Below are 18,621 nucleotides of genomic sequence, written 5' to 3' on the forward strand. Positions count from 1 at the left end.
GCGGTGGCGAGGAGGGCCCGCCTCCCCACGCGCTCAGGATCAGCGGTTCACAGCGGCCTGTCCTTCGCCGCCGCCTCGAGCCAGTCCGCGCACGCGCCGTCCTCGGCGGGCGGCTGAACGCCCTTGAGGAGATACCACGCCTCCCGGTGCTCCACGCGGGCGCCGGGCTCCACGCGTTGCAGCGCGCCGAGCGACTCGATCTCGAGCATGTCCTCGTTCGTGAACGTCTCGAAGTTGCACCCCATGTCCGGGTACGTGGCGCCCTCGATGAACGGGAACCGCTTCAGGAACACGTTCCCGTGGTTCGCGTACGCCGCGTAGCCCTGGGTCACGAGCGCACCCACCTTCTGCGGCCCCTTGCCCGCGACCTGCCGCAGGCGGATCACGCGCTTGCCCCAGGTCCACCGGGGCTCGGCCATGTCGGTGTACGACCACAGCACGAGCGGCCGCGCCGGCAGGACGCGATCGGGGTGCGGGACGAACGGCGCCTGCGGGAACAGGCACTCGCCGCCGCCCGCCATCACGGAGAGCGACCACGGGGCGAACTCGACGGCATAGGCGCTGTGGTTCTCGATCGCATGATCGATGACGAACCTCCCCGCCGCGGCGTCCGCCGCGATGCGGACCTCCTTCTGCATTCCGTACCTGTCCGGCGCGGTCCGGAGCACGAGCGCGCCGTTCTCCTCCCGGTGGTCGACCGGATCGTTGTCGGGCTGCAACGTCCGCTGCTCGTCCTCGGGGCCGATCCAGAGCCGGTGACCGCCGTAGAACCTGTAGTGGGTCCCGCCTGTCGCGCCCATGTCCTCGGGGATCTCGGAGAACTCGTTCGGACCGCCGACGACGCCGTACCGGATGATGCGCGGGCCGATGTCGAGCGTGACGACGAGCTCCGTGTCGCCGCAGACGAGGCGCGCGGCGCGCTTCCAACCACCGTAAGGGATGATCTCCATGCCGGAGGTCTCGTACCGCAGAACCGGAGGGCGGTTCAACCCCGACGGCCGCGCCCGCTCCCACGCCATCGCCCTGGACATCCGGCGCCGGAGCCGCCTCGCCCCGCGAGCGGCGCGGCCGCTCAGGTGCCGCTGCCGGCGAGGTGCTCCGGGGGCGCGAAGTCGGCCGGGCGGCCGCCGAGGCCCATCGAGATGACGCGCCGCCAGCGGAGGTCGCCGAGGTCGAGCGCGAGATCCTGCAGGTGCGGCAGCGCGTGCGCGCGGCTCGACGCGGCGGCGACCGCGCGGAGCAGCGGCACGACGAGGGGCGAGCGCTGCCGGGGCACGCCGAGCTGCTCGGCGAGCTCGTCGCCCAGCACGGCCCGGGCGAGGCCGCAGGAGACGGCCATGAACCGCTCGGCGCTCCGGCGCTCGCCGTCGGTCCGCGCGCTGCGCACCCTGCGGGTGAGCAGCGCGTCCACGAGCATGCGCGAGTCGTGATCCGGCGCGCCCTGCGTCGCGAAGATCATCTCGGCCAGCCGTCGCGCCTCGGCGTACGACCCGGGGATGAGCTCCGGCTCGACGCCGATGACGTGGGCCACGTAGCGCCAGAGGTGGACGAGGTCCTCCCGCTGGGCGGGCGCGAAGCGGTAGGCGAGCTTCTCGAGGCCGTCGATGACCGCGACCGAGAAGAGCAGCGCCGTCGCCACCATGTCGTGCTGGTTGATCGGCTCGCCCCAGAGGGCCGCCTGCCACCGGCCGCTCGCGCGGATGAGGCGCCGCACCTGCGCGTGCATGACGCGCACCTTGACGGTGATCGCGAAGCCCTCGCCGGAGCGGCGCATTCCGTTCGCCTGGCTCACGGCGTAGACGAACCGGCTCGTCTCGGCGAGGCGGCGCTCGGCCTGCTCGCGGAGCCTCCCCGAGAAGACCAGCGGCTTGTTCCCGCCGGGCGACGCGTACCCGAGGATGAGCGACTGCATCGCGAGCAAGATCCCGCCGAGGACGCCCGTGCGAAGGAACGCCGCCCCGCCGCGGTTCACCGCCTCCCAGTCCACCCAGAGGGGCACGTGATCGACCGACGCGAGGAGCGCCCGCAGCTCGGCCGGGGCCTCTCTCACCGTGCGGTCATCGTCGATGCCACGCGCGAGGGCAGCCTCCAGGAGGCGGAAGCCATGGCCCGGCGGCATCGACGCGAACGCGTCCACGACGGCGTCGGCGACCGGATCGACGCGGAGCAGGAAGGGCCCCAGGCGATCGAGCTGGTCGCCGAAGCGACGGCGGGCGTCTGCGGTGTCCTGGAAGCGAGCCGGGATCGTCGCGTTCTCCATGGGATGCAACAGGATATCCCTTGGCACACCGGCCGCGCTCCGCAAAGGCGACGCCTCACGAAGCGGAGCTCCGCGGATCACCGCGGTGAGATCGCGCGCCCCCGCTGCGCAAGGCAGAACCTGAGCCCCTCCCGCAGGCTGCGCATCGGGTTCAGCTCATCGAACGCGACGCCGATCGCGACGAGCGTCTCCGCGACATGACCGCCCAGGCCGGTGAGGACGCAGCGCGCGCCGAGGAGCTGCACCGCCTGAGCCAGCTTGATGAGGTGCTGGGCGGTCATGGAGTCGATGAGCGTGACGCCGGTCAGATCGAGGATCACCCACTCGACGTCGCTGTCTTCCGCCACGCGCACGAGGAGCCGCTCGGTCACCTCGACGGCGCGCACCGAGTCGAACAGCCCGACGAGCGGGAGCGTGAGGATGCCGTGCCATATGTCGATGATCGGCACCGAGAGCTCCCGGATCGCGCACTCCTGGCGCTGGATGGTGTCCAGCTGATGCTCGAGCTCGCGCTTCGAGGCGGCGAGCGCGGCGAGCGCCTGGCTCTTCTGCTGCGTGGTCGCGGAGAGCTCGGAGAGAAAGACGCGCAGAGCCTCCTCGATCACCCCGAAGGCGTCGTGTTCGACCGCCGCCAGCTGCTTCAGCGCGAGCTCGACCTCTCCCGTGGACGCGAGCGCAACCGCGTCGATGACGCGTTGCATCCGGCTTTCCTCGATGGAGATCATGTTCTCGGATTCTTGCATGGGCTCCTGTGGGCGCAGCAGGGATTGATCGGTGAGGAAGCGGGAGTAGCCGGGCTCATGCGCGGAGTCGACATCGCCAGCGGCCTGAACCTGAAGGGGAGAACGTGCTCGCGGTGACCTGGCTCAGCGTACCCGACCACACAGCTATACCTGATCCCGACATCCTACCTCGCGACCGGCTGCGCGAACCGACCCTCGACCAAGATGGGATGGATAGCCTATCCCCGGCGCCACTGAAATGAGCCTGGCCGGCTGATGCGCGCTTCCCCGCTACTCGCTCTCGGGACCTCGTGTTCAATCGACCGAGCGAACGCAGCGAAACCCGGTCGAGACGTCACCTGCCTCACGATCATACGCCAGCCGGAACGTCGCTTTTGCCGTGCTGGCGGAGAAGTCCCACGATCCCCCCCGGAGCACGCCCCTGCTGCCGGTCGCCGGCACCAGGGGATCTGTCTGGGCGCCTCTGGCATACACGCCTGGGTCCCAGCCGTCGGCCACCCACTCCCAGACGTTGCCCGCCATGTCGAGCGCGCCCGACGCACTCGCTCCGGCCTTGGCCGAGGCGACCTCCTGGGTGCCCCTGCCGCGCCCGCCGCAGCCCTGCCCAGGAGGCCGAGACACGACCGCGTGCGCGCACCCTGGCGGCTCGTTGCCCCACGGGTACTCGCGGCCGTCGGCGCCGCGCGCTGCGTATTCCCACTCGGCCTCGGTCGGGAGCCGCTTGCCGGCGAAGGCGCAGTACGCGGCCGCCTGCGCCTGGTCGACGCACGAGATCGGGTGTTGCGACTTCACGGGATCCGCCGCGGTGCAGAGCGCGCCGCGCTGCTCGACGTCGGCGTCGGTCGCGCGGGGGCCGTGCAGGCCGCTCGGCGTGCACCGGCCCGCCTCGACGCAGCGCTGGTAGGCGGCGACCGTCACCTCGGTGCGATCGACGTCGAACGCGCGGGTCAGCGTCACCTCGTGGGGCGGGCGCTCGGATTTGCCGCCCTTCGCGCTGCCCATCGTGAAGCGGCCCGCCGGCATCCGGACCATGTCGGGCGGGGGCGGCGCCTTCACCGGGGGCGCGGTCAGGCCGCCGAGCGCGCGCGCCGGCGGCGCATCGCCGGAGGCGCGGTGGCGGACGAACGCGACGGCGCCTGCGCCGGCCGCGGCCAGCGCGGCCGCCGAGACGAGCGCTGGCAACAGGCGCCGCCGCGGGGCGGCCCTGGCGGCCTGGGGCGTGGGAGGGGGCGACGCCGGTTGCGGGGCTGCCTGCGGCGGCGCGCTCGTCGCCAGGCCACGCATCGTCGTGAGGGATGGCGCGGGCGGCGCGCCGGCGGACCTGGGCGGCCCGCCGACAGACGTGGGCAGCCCGCCGGCGGGCGGGCCAGCGGCCACGCGCTCCGTCCCCGACACGCCCAGCGCCGCGCTCGCGGGCGGGCTGCCCGCTGCGAGCGCGACCGCACCGGCGGGCGCGGCCGTCGCCATCGCGGCCTCGAGCGCTCCCCAGAGCTCGCCTGCCGTGCGGTAGCGCTCCCGCGGATCGATCGCGAGCGCGCGGCGCACCACCGCCTCGACGGCGTCGGGCGCGCTCACGCCCGCGCCGCCCAGGCTCGGGCGGAACGCCGGATCGGTCGCGGCGATGTAGAGCTGCGTGACGTCGCTCCCGAGGAGGGCGCGGTTGCCCGAGGCGACCTCGATGAGCACCAGGGCGAGCGCGAAGACGTCGGTCCACGGCCCGGTCGCGCCGAAGCGGTGGTGAAACTGCTCCGGCGCGCCGTAATGGACGGTGAAGGCCCGGAGCGCGCTCCCTGTCTCGGCCATCGCCTGCGTCATGCTCGAGAGCTCGCCGAGCACCTTGGCGATGCCGAAGTCCAGCACCTTCATCGTGCGCCGGCCGCCGATCTCCGCGAGGAACAGGTTGGCCGGCTTGACGTCGCGGTGGGCGACGCCCTGCGCGTGCGCGACATCGAGCGCGTACGCCGCGGGCGCGAGGAGGGCGACCGCCTCGGCGAGCGGGCGCGCCGCCTCGCCGCGGGCGCGCCGCTCGGCGATCTCGCGGTCGAGCGGCACGCCATGGAGCCACTCGAGCACGAGATAAGGCGTCCACTCGCCCGACGGCGAGACCGCGGCGCCGGTGTCGAGGGCCTGCACGATGCCGGCGCTCGCCCGGGAGAGGCGGTGGAGGAGCCGCCCCTCGTCGAGGAGCATCCGCTGGAACGACGCGCGCTCCGCCGGGGCCAGCGATCCGAGCAGCTTCAGGCACTTGACCGCGACCGGCTCGTCGAACCCGAGGTGCTGGCCGCGGTAGACGACGCCGAACCCGCCCTCGCCGACCACGGCGTCGAGCCGGTACTTGCCGCCGATCGTCGCGCCCACCCAGCCGAAGGGATCCGAAGGTGTCATCTCGCGGCGCGAGTCTACACCGGGCGCCCCGGCCGCGCGGAGCTCGCGCCCAGAGAGGCGCCGAGCGCCCGATGCCGTCTGAGCCTCAGCGCCCGAGAGGATCCGGACGGATCCAGTGCGTGCCTGTGTCTCCAGGCCCCCTCAGGGCGCCCGCTCCTCGAACCCGCCCGGCCTCAGCGCCCGCTCGAAGAACGCGCACAGCTCCTCGTGCCGCGCGCGCGCGTCCGCGCGGCCTATCTCGATGAGCCGCCCCGCGAACTCCCCGTCGAACAGCAGGTAGGACAGGAAGTCGGCCTCGCGCTGCTCGTCTCCCTCGGCGAGGCGCCGCATCACGCGGCCGAGCACGCTCGTGGCCCGCGCGCGGAACGCCGGGGATCGCACGAACTCCGCCGCCAGGCTGCCGATGTCCTTGGAGGCGCGGATGAGCAGCGACCGCATCGGCCGGAGCGCGCGCCCCGGGGGCAGCCCGAGCTCGTCGTTGAGCTCGCCGATGAAGCCCTCGCCATAGCGCCGCCGCCCCGCCTCCAGGATCCCGTTGATGCTCTCGAGCCGCGCCAGATCGTTGTCGATCCGGTCGAGCATCAGCGCGTTCAGCGTCTTGCCGAGCAGGAAGAGGGGCCCGGGGAAGCCCGGCGCGTCGCGCTCGGCCGCGCTCGACGCGGGCTCGATGTACCGCGGATTGACCACGATCACGCCGTCGGCCCCGAGGCGCCGCGCGGGCGACAGCGGGACGTTCTGGCGCAGCCCGCCGTCGCAGTAGAGCTCTCCGTCGATGTTCACCGGGCGGAACAGGATGGGGAGCGCGGACGAGGCGAGCGCGTGCTGCGCGCGGATCGCGGTGGCGCGGGGGGAGATCGTCGGGTCGTGGCTCCAGGGCGGCAGGCCGGGCTCGCGGCGGTGGACGAAGACGACGGTCCGGCCGCTCTTGACCAGCGTCGTCGACACGGTCAGCGCCGACAGGAGCCCCCTCTCGAGGTGGCCGTCGATCCGCTCGAAGGGCACGGCCTCCGCGATCTGCCGCTCGAGGCCCGACGTGTCGAGGAGCGCGGCGCGGCCGCCGCTCGCGGGCGCGCTCGCGGCGCCCCCGCGGAGCAGGTCGTGCCCGACCGCGAGCACGCCGCGCACGTCGAGGCGCACGAGATCGTCGATGCGCAGGCGCGTCCACACCCCGGCGAGCCGCCGCGCGCGGCTCCGCGCCTCGTCCGCGAACGCGGCGAGCCCACAGACGTTGATGGCGCCGACCGAGGTGCCGCACAGGATGTCGAGCGGCGCCTCGCGGCCGAGATCGCGAGAGACGTCCTCGAGGATGTGCTGCACCACGCCGACCTCGTAAGCGCCGCGCGCGGCGCCGCCGGCCAGGACGAGCGCGATCTTGGGGGCGCGGCCACTCCGGGTCGAGACGGGCGCCAGGTCAGCCATGTTCGCAGAATACCATGATCGCCATCGCGACATGGGCCCTTTGGCGCGCGCTCAACCCCGCGCGCGCTCAACCCGGAGCGCGCTCGACCCGGCGCGCGCCGGCGCGCGTGCTACACCCGCCGTGAGCGCGGGCATGGAGGCGCCCGATGACGGCAATCTACCTGGCCCTTGCCTACGTCCTCGGAGCGATCCCGACAGGCTACCTCTTCGGCCGGTTCGTCAAAGGGGTCGACCTCCGCGAGGTCGGCTCGGGGAACATCGGGGCGACGAACGTCCTGCGCGCCTTCGGCTGGGGGCCTGGCCTGGCCGTCCTCGCCGCGGATGTGGCGAAGGGCGCGCTCGTCGCCGGGCCCCTCGCGTCGTGGCTCTCCGTCGCGCCGGGCGGGTGGGTCGCCGCGGCGGGCAGCCTCACCGCGGTGCTGGGCCACGACTACACGGTCTTCCTCGGGATGCGGGGCGGCAAGGGCGTCGCGACGTCCTGCGGTGTCCTGCTCGTGCTGGCGCCGCGGTCCACGCTCGCCACGCTGGCCGTCTTCGCGGTCATCGTGCGGGCGACCCGCATGGTCTCGGCGGGCTCCCTCGCCGGCGCCCTCGCCCTGCCCCTCTTCCTCTGGCTCCTCGGCGAGCGGGGCGCCCCGGCCCTCTGCCTCTCGCTGCTCCTCGCCGCGCTCGTCTGGCTCAAGCACATCCCGAACATCCGGCGGATGCTCGCGGGCACCGAGAGCACGATCTCGTTCGGGAGGCGGCGCGACGACGAGCGCGACGGCCCGCCGCGCGACGGCGAGCGCCGCTGACGGCCGCGGCGTCGCTCGGCCGCCGAGCGCGGCGCTCGCTCACTTGGTCATGGTCTTCGTGAAGATCACCGCGCCTTGTTTGTCGATGAACTCGAACAGCAGGTTCCTCCCCTCGAACCGCAGGTAGGCGAAGCCCTCGGTCTTGTCCGTGAAGAAGAGCTGCCCCCGCTCGGTCGGGACCGCGGAGACCACCGGGCGGGTCTTCGAGCCGGCGCCGCTGATGGGGAAATAGGTGTTCGGGCAGCCCTCGTCTCGCCCCTTGTCGATGAACTCGAGGTTGTGGTCGTGGCCGGCCATGTACATGTCGGCCTTGCAGTAGATGGCCTGCTGCAGGGCGAACATCCCGCTCATCCCGAGCGACGGGTTGTCCGAGGCGTGAACTCCGGACGTGTAGCGGGGGTGATGGCCAAAGACGATCTTCCACGTGGCGTCCGAGGCGGCGACCCGCGCGCTCATGTCGCGCGCCTGGTCATCGGAGGTGAAGTCGACGGTATCGATCCCGAAGAGATGGACGTCGCCGACGCGAACGTCGTAATACGAGGCGGGCATGTGCCACTTGGCGGTCAGCCGCATGCCGGGCCCGTCGCCCACGGGCAGCTGCGAATAGTCGATCTGCGCTTGCCGAACGCCGCTGCTGCTGGGGCCGTAGTCGTGGTTCCCCAGCACCGCGTAGAACGGGAGGCCGTTCAGCCCCGGTCTGTCGTACGGCTGCTCGAACTTGGGGCCCCACTGCGTATCGATCGTGTCGACCACGCCGTGGTCGTAGAAATTGTCGCCGTTCATCATGACGGCGTGACAGCCCCCGACCTCGATGCACTTCTCGCTCATCCGATCGGCGACCTGGTTCTGCGCGAGGTTTCCCTCGCCGGTGTCGCCGAGAGCGAGGATCCTGACGACATCATGGCGAGAGACGACGGTCCCGATGGCCTGTTCGCGGCCCGAGCCCGCTCCGGGGTCCGCGGCGCTCCCGCCGCTCGGCCCGGCGCCGATGCTCGCGGCGCCCGTGCTGGTCAGCTCATCGCCTGTCCCCTCGTGCGCTCCCGCGATCGGGATCGGCACGCTGTCCGCCACGCCGCAGCCCGCGCCGAACGCGACGGCCGGCGACGCGGAGAGGACGAGGGCAACAACGGACTTCGTGGAGATCGCGAGAGGACGAGCTGCGCGGCGAGGCTTCATCTGGCGCTCATTGTAGCCAACGCCGGTCTCCTATGATCACCCGCCCAAAGCTTTGTTCGCCCGGGCGCGCCGGCAGCCCCGAGCACACGAGCGCTTCCACCCAGACCGGACACAGGCGTCAACACGGTATCCGCGCCGCGGCCCGGCCGGAGCCATCGCCACGACGTGCGCGCTGATCCCGATCCGCCCCCCCCAGATCCCCCTCCCCTTCCGACAGAACCCTCAGGCCATCCAGAAGCCCGGGCTCCCCCACGCTCCCCTGGAGCTCCCGCCGGCGCCCATGCCGTCCCCCCTCGGACCGGCCCCCTCCAACGGTGCCCGTTTTCGCTTGACGTCAGCGAGATCACAGCGTATCGAAATTGAACATCACTTTCAATATCAACAACGGAGCCAACGTGATCCGAGAGACGCCTCCTGCCCCGAGCCTGTACCGATGCGCAGCGCTCGCCGCTCTCCTCTGGTCCGACGTTCGCCGGGGAGAAGCCTCGTGAGCTCTCGCACGCCGCTCTCGGTCGTCCGCCCGCTCCCGTCGGGGCCCTCGTGCCTGCAGGAGCCCGCAAGCGAGGAGGGCTGGCCTCCGCCGCCGCACGATCCTCGCGAGCGCGAGCTCGCGCTCGTCGTCGCGGGCTGGGAGGTACGCCTCTTCGGCGGACGGAAGTTCGACTACTTCGTCACGCACGGCTTCTGGCACCTGCAGCTCTGGCACCCCGAGGCGCGCGTCTCGATACTGACGCCCTCGCGGCTCACGCGTGGGCTCTACGAGGCGTATCCGATCGCGAACTGGAAGGCGCAGGCGCCCGACTACGACAAGCTCGCGACGCTCCTCGGCGGGCTGGTCGAGGCGAAGCTCCCGGAGCGGGTCGCGGTGCTCCGCCTCGAGCTCGCCCTCGTCGCCGAGGTCGTTCGAGGCCACGGCGGGGTGGTGTCGTGACGCCCGCGCGCCGCGCGGAGATCCCGCGCGCCGGCTCAGTACACGCGAAACTGCCCGCTCAGCACCAACAGCGAGAGCATGTGGAGCAACCTCGAGAAGTAGCGGGTCTCCCCGGTCGCCGGCGGCGTCGTCCACACCGCCTCGATGTAGTCGGCGCGATCGTCGTTCGTCGCGATCAGCCCGGTGACCCCGTTCATGAAGATGAGCGCCGACTCGGGCGTGGCGCTGAGCATCGCGCCGTTGATCTTGAAGACCGCGCCGTACTTGTCGATGCCCAGCTTCGAGAAGAACCCGAGCAGCCGGTCCGCCTCCTCCACTTGCCACGGGTCGACGCCGAACCAGACGTGGTCGAGCGCGAGGCTCAGCTGCGTGCGGTAGGCCTCGGAGCCGAAGTAGTCCCAGTTGAGCACCGGCGTGCCGTCGAAGTGGGCGCGCACCGGGATGAGCCCGGTGCTCGGGTGCGCGGCCCCCTGCCAGTGGATGCGCGCGCTGGCGGCGGCCTCGGACCAGAAGGGGTCGCGCATGGCCTGCGCCCAGAGCTCGTAATAGGCGGGCATCTCGATGGAGGGACGGGTGACGTCCGCCACCGAGACGTGCGGGTAGTCGTAGACGAGCTTCGTCGTCGAATCGAACGTGTTGGTAAACCCCGAGACGACCCCCCCGTTCAGGGCCTCCTTGTGGCGCATCACCTCGAGCAGGCCGATCGCGTCCAGTCCATAGTCGATGGTCCCGGTGTCGCTCCCCCAGCGGCCGTGGGCGAAGAACAGCGCCATCGCGACCTGCTGGAGGCCAAAGGGATCGAAGCACGCCACCGGCATGCCCCCCGGGACGTCGCACCATGACACGAGATATCCCTGGCCGGGACCGGACTTGAGCTGGAGTATGGACTTGGCGTATCTCCAGATCCGGTCGAACTCGTCTCGCTTGTCGAGCTCGACCGTGATGATCATCCCGAGGCCGATGCCCTCGGAGCGCACGTTATTGTGGTAGTCGTCCCAGATGTAGGCCTGTTCGGTGCCGGGCACCTGGTAGTAGACGGTCTCTTCGTCGCGATCGCCGTAGAAGAGCTGATCGAAGCTGTCCTCGATCTTGGCCGCGATCTCCTCGTCCGTCTTGCCGAGCACGTCGCGGAACGCGTTGGGGTACTCGGAGGGGCCCGTCAGCGGGCCGAGCTCATCGCTGCTCATCCGGTCGTAGCCGAGCGAATCCACCGTGGTCACACACCCAGGCAGCACACACACCGCCATCCAGGCACCGGCGACGCCGGAAGCTGCGCGGAACGAACGGAGGAGGGCAGGGCAACGCATGACCCAGAGTTTAGTTGTTTACATAGCGCCGTACCCGGGAAGCAAGCACGCTGTTCGGATGCCGGCGAAGAAATGCCGCGGCGCGCTGCGAGGCAGCGTCGGAGCGGCCGCTCTTCGCGAGCGCGTCGATCCGCAGGACCTCGGCCTCGAGGCTCAGCCGCCCGCGCGGATGCGCCCTGGAGTAGGCGTCCAGGAGCGAGAGCGCGCCTCGCGCGTTCCCGCTCGCGAGCATCGTGCGCGCCGCGTCCAGCGCGCCGAGCTCCGCCTCCAGGGCGGCGCGGGCACCGGACGGCTTCGGATCGAGCTTCGTGGCCGCAGCGCTGCTGCCACCCGCGAGCGCCGGGGCCACCGTCTCCTCCGCGAGGGCCTCCTCCGGCGCTGGCGCCTGTGCGGGCCGCTGCGCCGCCGTCTGCGCGACAGGATCGGCGAGCGCGGGGCCGAAGCGGTGCGCCGCGACGACGTCCGGCGCGTCTTGCCCGCGCCAGGCGAGGTAGCCCGCCGGGATGCCGGCGAGCATGCCCACCGTCGAGAGCGCGACGAGGATCTTGGTCCAGCCGAGCTTCACGGCGAGCGACGAGGACGTCGCGGACACCCCTGCCGCAGAGAGCGCCGCAGGCGCCGCCACGCTGGCCGACAGGGCGGCAGCGCCGGCGAGTCCCAGCGCGGCCAGCGTCTTCGCGCGCGTCTCCGGTGACGTGGGATACGACGCGCCTGCGCTCAGCAGCGCGCGTTCGAGCGGGTTGTCGCTCTCCTCCAGTAGGCGACGTGGTTCCATCATCGTCTCACCTCGCTCGTCGATACGAGCTCCAGCGCGCGGACGCGCTCACGAAAATCGGCCCTGGCCCTTCGCAGCCGAGAGGCCACGGTGCCCTGCGGGATCCCCAGCACGCCGGCGATCTCCACCATGCTCATCTCCTCGAACTCGTACAGCACGAACACGGTCCGCAGATCGGACTCCATCTGGTCGAGGACCTGATCGAGCATCTGTCGCGCGTGTTTCTGGCTGGTGAGCTGCTCGGGTGTCGCAGCGTCCACAACCTCCGGCGGCTCGGCCGCGGGGAACTCTCGCCGGCGCGCGGCGCTGCGGCGCGCGTGGGCGGCTACGTGAAGCGCGGTCTGGAGAAGAAAACTCTTCTCGGCGCCCGGCCGGACGTCGTCCAGCCGCTGCGCGGCGGCGATGAAGGTGCGCTGCACCGCATCGTCGATCTCGGCAGCAGGGGTCCCCGCGTTGCGGAGCACCCGCCCGATGAAGTCAAGATGAGCGTCCACCATCCGTCGCAGGCGCGCGTCCCGCTGCTTCACGTTCGCCGCCGATGGAGCAACGCTCGCCGGCTCGCTGTCAGGCAAAGCAGGCGATGTCATGACGTCGGCAACCATGCTCACCGCGAGGCGAGGCATGAGACCAGTGAAGAACGGACTCTACCGGGAAGCAATGGGCGACAGCCAGAGCGGAACATTGTCCTCGGGTCGGGGGGGGCAGCGTGCCTGCGGCCCAGCTTCCGGATGCCGTCCATGGGTCATAATTCCCAGCGCGAGTCGGAGTGATCACAGAATCCTGGCTTAGAAGTTGTGCACGATTCCAACGCCAACGAGCGGCGAGATCACCGGCGTCTCGCCGACGGTTTCTGCAGACCACCCCATCGTGAACCGCCGGTGAACGAGCGGCACGAGGACGCCGGCCTCGAGCTCGAGGGCGGTCCCCCCGCCGAGGAGCGCAGCGGCGCGCGCGAAGCCTCCCGCGCTCCACCACGATCGCACCGCGGACTCCGGGTTCGAGATACCTCGTCCCGTCGCCGCGAGCCAGCCGCCGGCGGCGACGACGCACGGCTCTGCGCTGACGACAGGGCCGAGCTGCCAGCGCACCGGGCACGCGGAGAGGGCCGCGGCCGCCCACTGGATGAGGGCGCTGTCGCCCGACAGCAGGTCGTTCCGGGCGTACATCAGCGAGAGGCCGAACGAAGGGCTCAACGGGCCCTCGATGTGCGGGGTCACCCGGGCGCCCAGGGCGCCGCCCAGGCTCGCATGAGGTGCGACGACCTGGGTCACCACCACGTGCGCGCCGAGCGCGAACTTGAGCGGCGGCGCCTCTCGCGGGGCGACCGGCGGCGCCGGGGGGGCAGCGGGCGGCGGCGGCGCAGGGGGAGCGAGGGGCGCGGTCACCTCGACCACCTCGTCGAGCGAGAGCGCCGCGGTGAGCGAGAGCGCCTGGACCACAACGTCGCACGACGTGGCATCGACGATGCGCGTGTCGGTCTCGCCGCCCGCGTGAACGACGCGCAGCTCGCCGTGGACCCCAGCCCCGCCGCGGCTCAGCCGGACGCGGACACCCCAGCCGTCCTCTCCGTCCGCCGCGAGGCGCACGCGGTCCGACCGGGCACGGAGGCCCTCGTAGAACTGGTCGGCGGTCGAGCAGTCCGCCGGGGCATCGAAGTCGATGCGAATAGGGATCGGCGCCGGCGCCGCGGTGGCCGAGGACCAACCGAGGACGACGAGCTCGATGAGCGAGATGCCGTCACCGGAAGCCACGGGCCCGAAGGTGCCACGAACTGTTCACGAACCGCCAGATGGTCATGCACCCAGCAGATGTGCAGCGTGCAAAAATCCAGGGGGCGACGCGGCGGGGTGGCGGCGCGCACACACACAGGCGCTGTGAGCTACCTCATCGCGCGAACGTGAGGTCGCGCTCACGCTCCTCGGAGGCGCGCGAGCACCGCGCGCAGCGATCCGAGCTCCGCGTCCGCGCCGGTGAAGTCCGACGGCGCCGTCAGCGGCGACGGGACGACCCAGCACGTCAGGCCCGCGGCCTTGGCCGACCGGAGCCCGCGCTCGGAGTCCTCGATCACGAGGACATCGCGCGCCGCGAGCCCCAGCCGCTCGCAGGCGATCCGGTACGGCTCGGGATCCGGCTTGGCGCGCGCGTACTGATCGCGCGTGAGCGCGAACTCGAACCACCGCAGGAGGCCCGTCGCCGCGTGCGCTCGGTGGAACGGCTCGGGCTTGCTGCTCGTGACGATCGCCATGCGAAAGCGCGCGGCGAGCTCCGTGACGACCTCTCGCACGCCCGGCAACAGCGTGTCTCCGCCCGCGACGAGCTCGATGTACCGGCGATCCCGCTCGTCGGCCAGCCGCCGCACGCCCGCCTCGTCGACCCCGCGAGCGCTGGCGAGGTGCCAGGCGCCGCGCGCCTCGACGAGGAACAGCTGGCGATAGTCGTCGATGGTGAGATCGACGCCGACCGACGCAATCGTCTCGCGCGTTGCCTGGAAGTAAAGCCCTTCGGTGTCGACGAGGACTCCATCGTTGTCCCAGAGGATGGCCTTGAACACGCCGGGCCTTCGTAGCGCCGCCCCTCGATGCCGGCAAGCGAGCCCGGCGGCAGCGGGCGCCACGCCTCGGCCTCTCACCGATCGGAAGGACGCGCGCACGCGAGCGCCAGGCCGGCGCAAGTCACGTCGTGGACGCCCGCGGCGGCCACCCATCCGCCGGAACCAGCAAGGGTCCCAGCCGAACGCGTCGACGGTTTCCCTGTCGCCCTGCCTGTCGGTGGGAGAGGCAACCCAGAGGCGACCCAGAGACAAACCGGCAAGGCGGCGAGCCGAGACGCGGAGAAGCCGAGACGCGGAGAAGCCGAGACATAAGCGCTCGCGAAGTACAAAGTTCGTGACTGTGCCACCAGAGATGGTGCTAGCCTCGGTCAAGGCGGATAACACCAACGCATCCACCTAGGCGGTGCTCTCATGGGTGACAAGTCTCCGAAGGCCAAAGATCGACAGAAGAAGCAGGACACGGCGGAGAAGAACCAGAAGAAGGCAGCCGCGACCGCCAAGGCGTCGCCTGCTCCGGCCGCGCCCGCCAAGAAGGGCAAGTAGCCGGACCGAGCGGGGCCGCGCTCGGAGCGGCTCACACCCCGCTTCGACAAAGCTCCCCACCTCGCCTCTCCCGTGGCTCGGCGCGCGTCGCTCGGCGCCGGGCCACGGACGAGCCTGATTTCTTCCACCGCAGCATCTTCCTGACGCGGCGGCCTCGCGCTAGAGAAGGCCGAGCCGTGCGACCCACCCCGCTCCAAGCCGTCGCGCCGCCGCTCGCCGCGCTCGTGATCCTTCTGGCGCTCTGGGAGGCGCTCGCCCGAGCGCTCAGCGTCCCTGCCTACCTCCTGCCGCCCCCCTCGGACGTGGCGCGGGCGGGCGCGGTGAACGCCGCCACCCTGCTCGCCGGCGCCGTCACGACGGCGAAGGCCGCGCTCGCGGGCTTCTTCCTCAGCGCCGCGGTCGGCGTGCTCGCCGCCATCGCGCTCGCCTCGTCGCGCCCGCTCGAGAGGGCGCTCTATCCCTATACCGTCTTCCTGCAGACCGTCCCGATCGTCGCCATTGCCCCGCTGCTCGTGCTCTGGTGCGGCCCCGGCCTGCGCGCGGTCGCGGTCTCGGCGTTCATCGTCTCCGTGTTCCCTGTCATCGCGAACACGCTCGCGGGCCTGCGCTCCGTCGAGCCCGCGCTGCGGGATCTCTTCCGGCTCTACGGTGCCGGCCGCTTCGCCACGCTCCGCAAGCTCGAGCTGCCCTCGGCGCTCCCCCACCTCGTGACGGGGCTCCGGATCGCGGCGGGCCTCGCCGTCATCGGCGCGATCGTCGGGGAGTTCGTCGCCGGCTTCTCGGAGGACGCCGCCGGCCTGGGCATCCTGGTCCTCTCCGCCTACCGCCAGCTGCGCACGGATCTGCTCTTCGCCGCCGTGCTGCTCGCCTCCGGGCTCGGCCTCGCGCTGTTCGGCGCCGTCGACCTCGCCGGCAGGCGGCTCTTGCGGCGCTGGCATCCTTCGGAGATCAATCGCTGATGCACTTCCCCGACAGCCGCCGGTTGTTCCTTCGACAGCTCGCACGCCTCGCCTCCCTCGCCGCCGTCCCCCTCCTCGCCCCCGCCTGCTCGCGCTCGCAGTCGCCGGAGGGCGACGGGCGCGCCTCGTCCGCGTCCCCGCAAGGCAGCGCGCCGGCCGCGCCTTCGCAGAGCGCGCCGGCCGCGCCCGCCCAGAACGCGCCGGCCGCGAAGGTGAAGCTCGCCCTCAACTGGGTCCCGGAGCCCGAGTTCGGGGGGTTCTACGCCGCGCGCGAGTCGGGCGCGTTCGCCAAGGAGGGGCTCGATGTCGAGATCCTCGGCGGCGGCGCCGGCGTGCCGGTCGTCCAGATGGTGGCCGGCGGGCAGGTGGATTTCGGCATCTCCGGCGCCGACGAGGTGCTCACCGCCCGCGCCCGCGGCGCGGACGTGCTCCCCCTCTTCGCCGTGTTCCAGACCTCGCCGCAGGCCATCATGACCCACGAGAGCCGCGGCGCGAAGAGCATCGCCGACATCCTCAAGTCGGGCACGCTCGCGATCGAGCCGGGGCTGCCTTACGCCGCGTACCTCAAGAAGAAGTATGGGTTCAACAAGGTGAAGGTCGTGCCGTACGACGGCGGCGTCGCCCGCTTCGTCGCCGACAAGGACTTCTCCCAGCAGTGCTTCATCACCGCCGAGCCGATCGCGGCCAAGCGCAAGGGGAGCGATCCCGCCGCGTTCCTGGTGGCCAGCGAGGGGTTCAACCCGTACGTCGTGGTCGTGATCACGCGCGCAGCCCTCTGGAAGGAGAACCCGGAGCGCGTCCGCGCGTTCGTCCGCGCGACGCGCGAGGGCTGGCGCACATACCTCCAGGATCCGACGCGGTCCAACGAGATCATGGCCAAGCTCAACACCTCGATGGACGCGGAGACCTTCGTCGCCGCGGCCGAGGCGCAGCGGCCGCTGATCGAGACCACCGAGACCAAGGAGAAGGGCATCGGCGTGATGACCAGCGAGCGCTGGGAGACGCTCGCGAAGCAGCTCGTGGACCTCGGCGTGCTCGAGAAGGCGCCGCCGATCGACGAGGTGCTCGTCGCGACGCGCTGAGCGGCGCGACAGGCGCGCGGCGCGACAGGCGCGGCGCGCGGCGAGAGATCTCGGCCCGCGACTTCGTCTAGAATGTCGCACGCCGCGCCTCGTGGCGCAGCCGCGCCTCAACGCAAGGGAAGAACGCCCTCCATGGCTTCCACGCATCGACCTCGGGCCAGCCGGCTCCCGTTCGCCTCGCTGCCCCTCGCGGCGGCGTACGTGCCTGCCGCCGTCGCCGTCGCCATCGCCTTTGCCGCGTGCGGCGACGAGTTCACGGTGCGCCCGCCCGACGCGTCGACGAGCTCGAGCACCGGCGGCGGGAGCGGCGGGAGCGGCGGGGGCGGCGGCGGGTGTCCTGGAGGCGGCATGGTCTGCGGCGACGCATGCGTCGACCCGATGACGGACGCGCGGCACTGCGGCGCCTGCGACGCCGCCTGCCCGACCATCGGCGGCGAGCCGACCTGCCAGGACGGGGTCTGCCAGTCGCCGGCGTGCGAGGAGAACCGCGGCAACTGCGACAAGGACCCCGAGAACGCCTGCGAGGTGGACCTCCTCACGAGCACCGCGCACTGCGGCAGGTGCGACAAGCCCTGCGGCGGCCAGTGCGTACGGGGCGCCTGCGTCGTGCCCACGCACATCGCAGCCGGCACGGATTACACGTGCGCGGTGCTGAGCGACGGCTCGGTCTGGTGCTGGGGCAGGAACACCTGGGGCAACCTCGGCGACGGGACGCTGCAGCCGGATCGACCGATCCCGAGGCCGGTCACGGGCCTCAGCGGCGCCGCCAGGGTCGCGGCGAGCATCTCGTCGGGGCGCGCGCACACCTGCGCGGTGCTGACCGACGGCGCTGTGGCGTGCTGGGGCGCGGGCAACAGCGGGCAGCTCGGCGACGGCGAGGCGACGAACTCCCCTTCCCCCGTGCGCGCCAAGGAGCTCGCGGGCGCGACCCAGGTCGCCGTCGGCGGGACCCATACCTGCGCGGTGACGGCGTCGCACGAGCTCTATTGCTGGGGCGAGGGCAGCTCCGGCCAGCTGGGCTACGGCGACGAGGTCGATCGGGTCGAGCCCACCGTGATGCTCGACGGCGTGGACTCGGTGAGCGCCGGCCTCTCGCACACCTGCGCGGGCATGACCGAGCAGATGGGCGAGCGCAGGATGAACTGCTGGGGCCACAACGAGAGCGGCCAGCTCGGCCTCGGCAACTTCAACCAGCAGAACACACCGCAGCCCGTCGCGGGCCTCACCGGCGTCGCGCTCACGGCCGCGGGCGCCTTGCACACGTGCGCCGCGCCGGCGCGCGGCGTGGCCTCCTGCTGGGGCAAGGGAGAGCAGTTCCGCCTCGGGACTGGCGTCGTGAACCCCGAGGCGATCCCCCGGAAGATCCCGGACCTCGTGGACGTGACCCGGATGTCGCTCGGCGCGAGGCACTCCGGCGCGGTGCTGGCGGGCGGCGAGGTGCTCCTGTGGGGCGACAACGCGAAGGGGCAGCTCGGCAACGGCACGCAGGATCCGGGGCTCCTTCCGGAGACGATCGGGCTGACCGACGTGGTCGAGCTGGCCCTCGGAGATGACCACAGCTGCGCGCTCAAGCGCACGGGCGAGATGCTCTGCTGGGGTGACAACAGGAACGGGGAGCTGGGCGACGGGACCGTCGAGCCCCGGCTCGTGCCGACGCGCGTCGCCTGGCCGACGCAGCCTTAGCGCGACGCCTCGA

General features: G+C 71.9%; 17 protein-coding genes. 6 read left to right on the forward strand and 11 right to left on the reverse strand.

Annotated elements, in window-relative coordinates:
• Positions 1 to 47: 47 nt before the first annotated feature.
• The 5 genes from WMF46_RS29595 to WMF46_RS29615 all read right to left on the reverse strand — a co-directional run bounded on the left by WMF46_RS29595 (position 48) and on the right by WMF46_RS29615 (position 6,807).
• The gene (locus WMF46_RS29595) at positions 48 to 950 is read right to left on the reverse strand and encodes a hypothetical protein (protein WP_437980280.1); all 903 of its coding nucleotides are present in this window, start codon (positions 948 to 950) and stop codon (positions 48 to 50) included.
• A 122-nt stretch (positions 951 to 1,072) separates the two neighbouring features.
• The gene (locus WMF46_RS29600) at positions 1,073 to 2,260 is read right to left on the reverse strand and encodes an oxygenase MpaB family protein (RefSeq protein WP_437980281.1); all 1,188 of its coding nucleotides are present in this window, start codon (positions 2,258 to 2,260) and stop codon (positions 1,073 to 1,075) included.
• A gap of 77 nt (positions 2,261 to 2,337) precedes the next feature.
• Positions 2,338 to 3,003, reverse strand: a complete 666-nt coding sequence (locus WMF46_RS29605; protein ID WP_437980282.1) for an STAS domain-containing protein — start codon at positions 3,001 to 3,003, stop codon at positions 2,338 to 2,340.
• Positions 3,004 to 3,297: 294 nt separating this feature from the next.
• Positions 3,298 to 5,388, reverse strand: a complete 2,091-nt coding sequence (locus tag WMF46_RS29610) for an SUMF1/EgtB/PvdO family nonheme iron enzyme (protein WP_437980283.1) — start codon at positions 5,386 to 5,388, stop codon at positions 3,298 to 3,300.
• Between the two features lie 141 nt (positions 5,389 to 5,529).
• Complete coding sequence (locus tag WMF46_RS29615; RefSeq protein WP_437542416.1) at positions 5,530 to 6,807, reverse strand: patatin-like phospholipase family protein; 1,278 nt, start codon at positions 6,805 to 6,807, stop codon at positions 5,530 to 5,532.
• Between the two features lie 146 nt (positions 6,808 to 6,953).
• On the opposite strand from WMF46_RS29615, the gene plsY reads away from it, so the two are divergent.
• Positions 6,954 to 7,601: a glycerol-3-phosphate 1-O-acyltransferase PlsY gene (gene plsY / locus WMF46_RS29620; protein WP_437980284.1), complete on the forward strand. Its 648-nt coding sequence runs from the start codon at positions 6,954 to 6,956 to the stop codon at positions 7,599 to 7,601.
• Between the two features lie 39 nt (positions 7,602 to 7,640).
• Here plsY and WMF46_RS29625 read toward each other — a convergent pair whose 3' ends face one another.
• Positions 7,641 to 8,777: a purple acid phosphatase family protein gene (locus tag WMF46_RS29625; RefSeq protein ID WP_437980285.1), complete on the reverse strand. Its 1,137-nt coding sequence runs from the start codon at positions 8,775 to 8,777 to the stop codon at positions 7,641 to 7,643.
• Positions 8,778 to 9,264: 487 nt separating this feature from the next.
• Here WMF46_RS29625 and WMF46_RS29630 point away from each other — a divergent pair, with 487 nt between their 5' ends.
• Complete coding sequence (locus WMF46_RS29630) at positions 9,265 to 9,708, forward strand: hypothetical protein (protein ID WP_437980286.1); 444 nt, start codon at positions 9,265 to 9,267, stop codon at positions 9,706 to 9,708.
• A gap of 35 nt (positions 9,709 to 9,743) precedes the next feature.
• Here WMF46_RS29630 and WMF46_RS29635 read toward each other — a convergent pair whose 3' ends face one another.
• The 5 genes from WMF46_RS29635 to WMF46_RS29655 form a co-directional block, all read right to left on the reverse strand.
• The gene (locus WMF46_RS29635; protein WP_437980287.1) at positions 9,744 to 10,928 is read right to left on the reverse strand and encodes a glycosyl hydrolase family 8; all 1,185 of its coding nucleotides are present in this window, start codon (positions 10,926 to 10,928) and stop codon (positions 9,744 to 9,746) included.
• A gap of 97 nt (positions 10,929 to 11,025) precedes the next feature.
• On the reverse strand, positions 11,026 to 11,793 hold the full coding sequence (locus WMF46_RS29640; protein ID WP_437980288.1) for a hypothetical protein: 768 nt from the start codon (positions 11,791 to 11,793) through the stop codon (positions 11,026 to 11,028).
• Positions 11,790 to 12,377, reverse strand: coding sequence for an RNA polymerase sigma factor (locus WMF46_RS29645; RefSeq protein WP_437542422.1), 588 nt, complete (start codon positions 12,375 to 12,377; stop codon positions 11,790 to 11,792). Before WMF46_RS29645 ends, WMF46_RS29640 begins: the two co-directional genes overlap by 4 nt.
• Positions 12,378 to 12,575: 198 nt before the next feature.
• Complete coding sequence (locus WMF46_RS29650; RefSeq protein ID WP_437980289.1) at positions 12,576 to 13,541, reverse strand: hypothetical protein; 966 nt, start codon at positions 13,539 to 13,541, stop codon at positions 12,576 to 12,578.
• A gap of 158 nt (positions 13,542 to 13,699) precedes the next feature.
• Positions 13,700 to 14,341, reverse strand: coding sequence for an HAD family hydrolase (locus WMF46_RS29655; RefSeq protein WP_437980290.1), 642 nt, complete (start codon positions 14,339 to 14,341; stop codon positions 13,700 to 13,702).
• 411 nt (positions 14,342 to 14,752) lie between these two features.
• On the opposite strand from WMF46_RS29655, the gene WMF46_RS29660 reads away from it, so the two are divergent.
• The 4 genes from WMF46_RS29660 (at position 14,753) to WMF46_RS29675 (ending at position 18,608) form a co-directional block, all read left to right on the forward strand.
• Positions 14,753 to 14,884 carry a hypothetical protein gene (locus WMF46_RS29660; RefSeq protein ID WP_437980291.1) on the forward strand — a complete coding sequence of 44 codons (132 nt, stop codon included), beginning with the start codon at positions 14,753 to 14,755 and terminating at the stop codon, positions 14,882 to 14,884.
• A gap of 176 nt (positions 14,885 to 15,060) precedes the next feature.
• Positions 15,061 to 15,843, forward strand: coding sequence for an ABC transporter permease (locus tag WMF46_RS29665; protein WP_437542425.1), 783 nt, complete (start codon positions 15,061 to 15,063; stop codon positions 15,841 to 15,843).
• Positions 15,843 to 16,925: an ABC transporter substrate-binding protein gene (locus WMF46_RS29670; RefSeq protein WP_437980292.1), complete on the forward strand. Its 1,083-nt coding sequence runs from the start codon at positions 15,843 to 15,845 to the stop codon at positions 16,923 to 16,925. Before WMF46_RS29665 ends, WMF46_RS29670 begins: the two co-directional genes overlap by 1 nt.
• A gap of 132 nt (positions 16,926 to 17,057) precedes the next feature.
• A complete protein-coding gene (locus WMF46_RS29675; RefSeq protein ID WP_437980293.1) occupies positions 17,058 to 18,608 on the forward strand; it encodes a hypothetical protein in 1,551 nt (516 codons plus the stop codon).
• The last annotated feature ends 13 nt before the right edge of the window (positions 18,609 to 18,621 follow it).

Source organism: Sorangium sp. So ce117 (genome assembly GCF_051524395.1).
Taxonomy (GTDB): domain Bacteria; phylum Myxococcota_A; class Polyangia; order Polyangiales; family Polyangiaceae; genus Sorangium; species Sorangium cellulosum_B.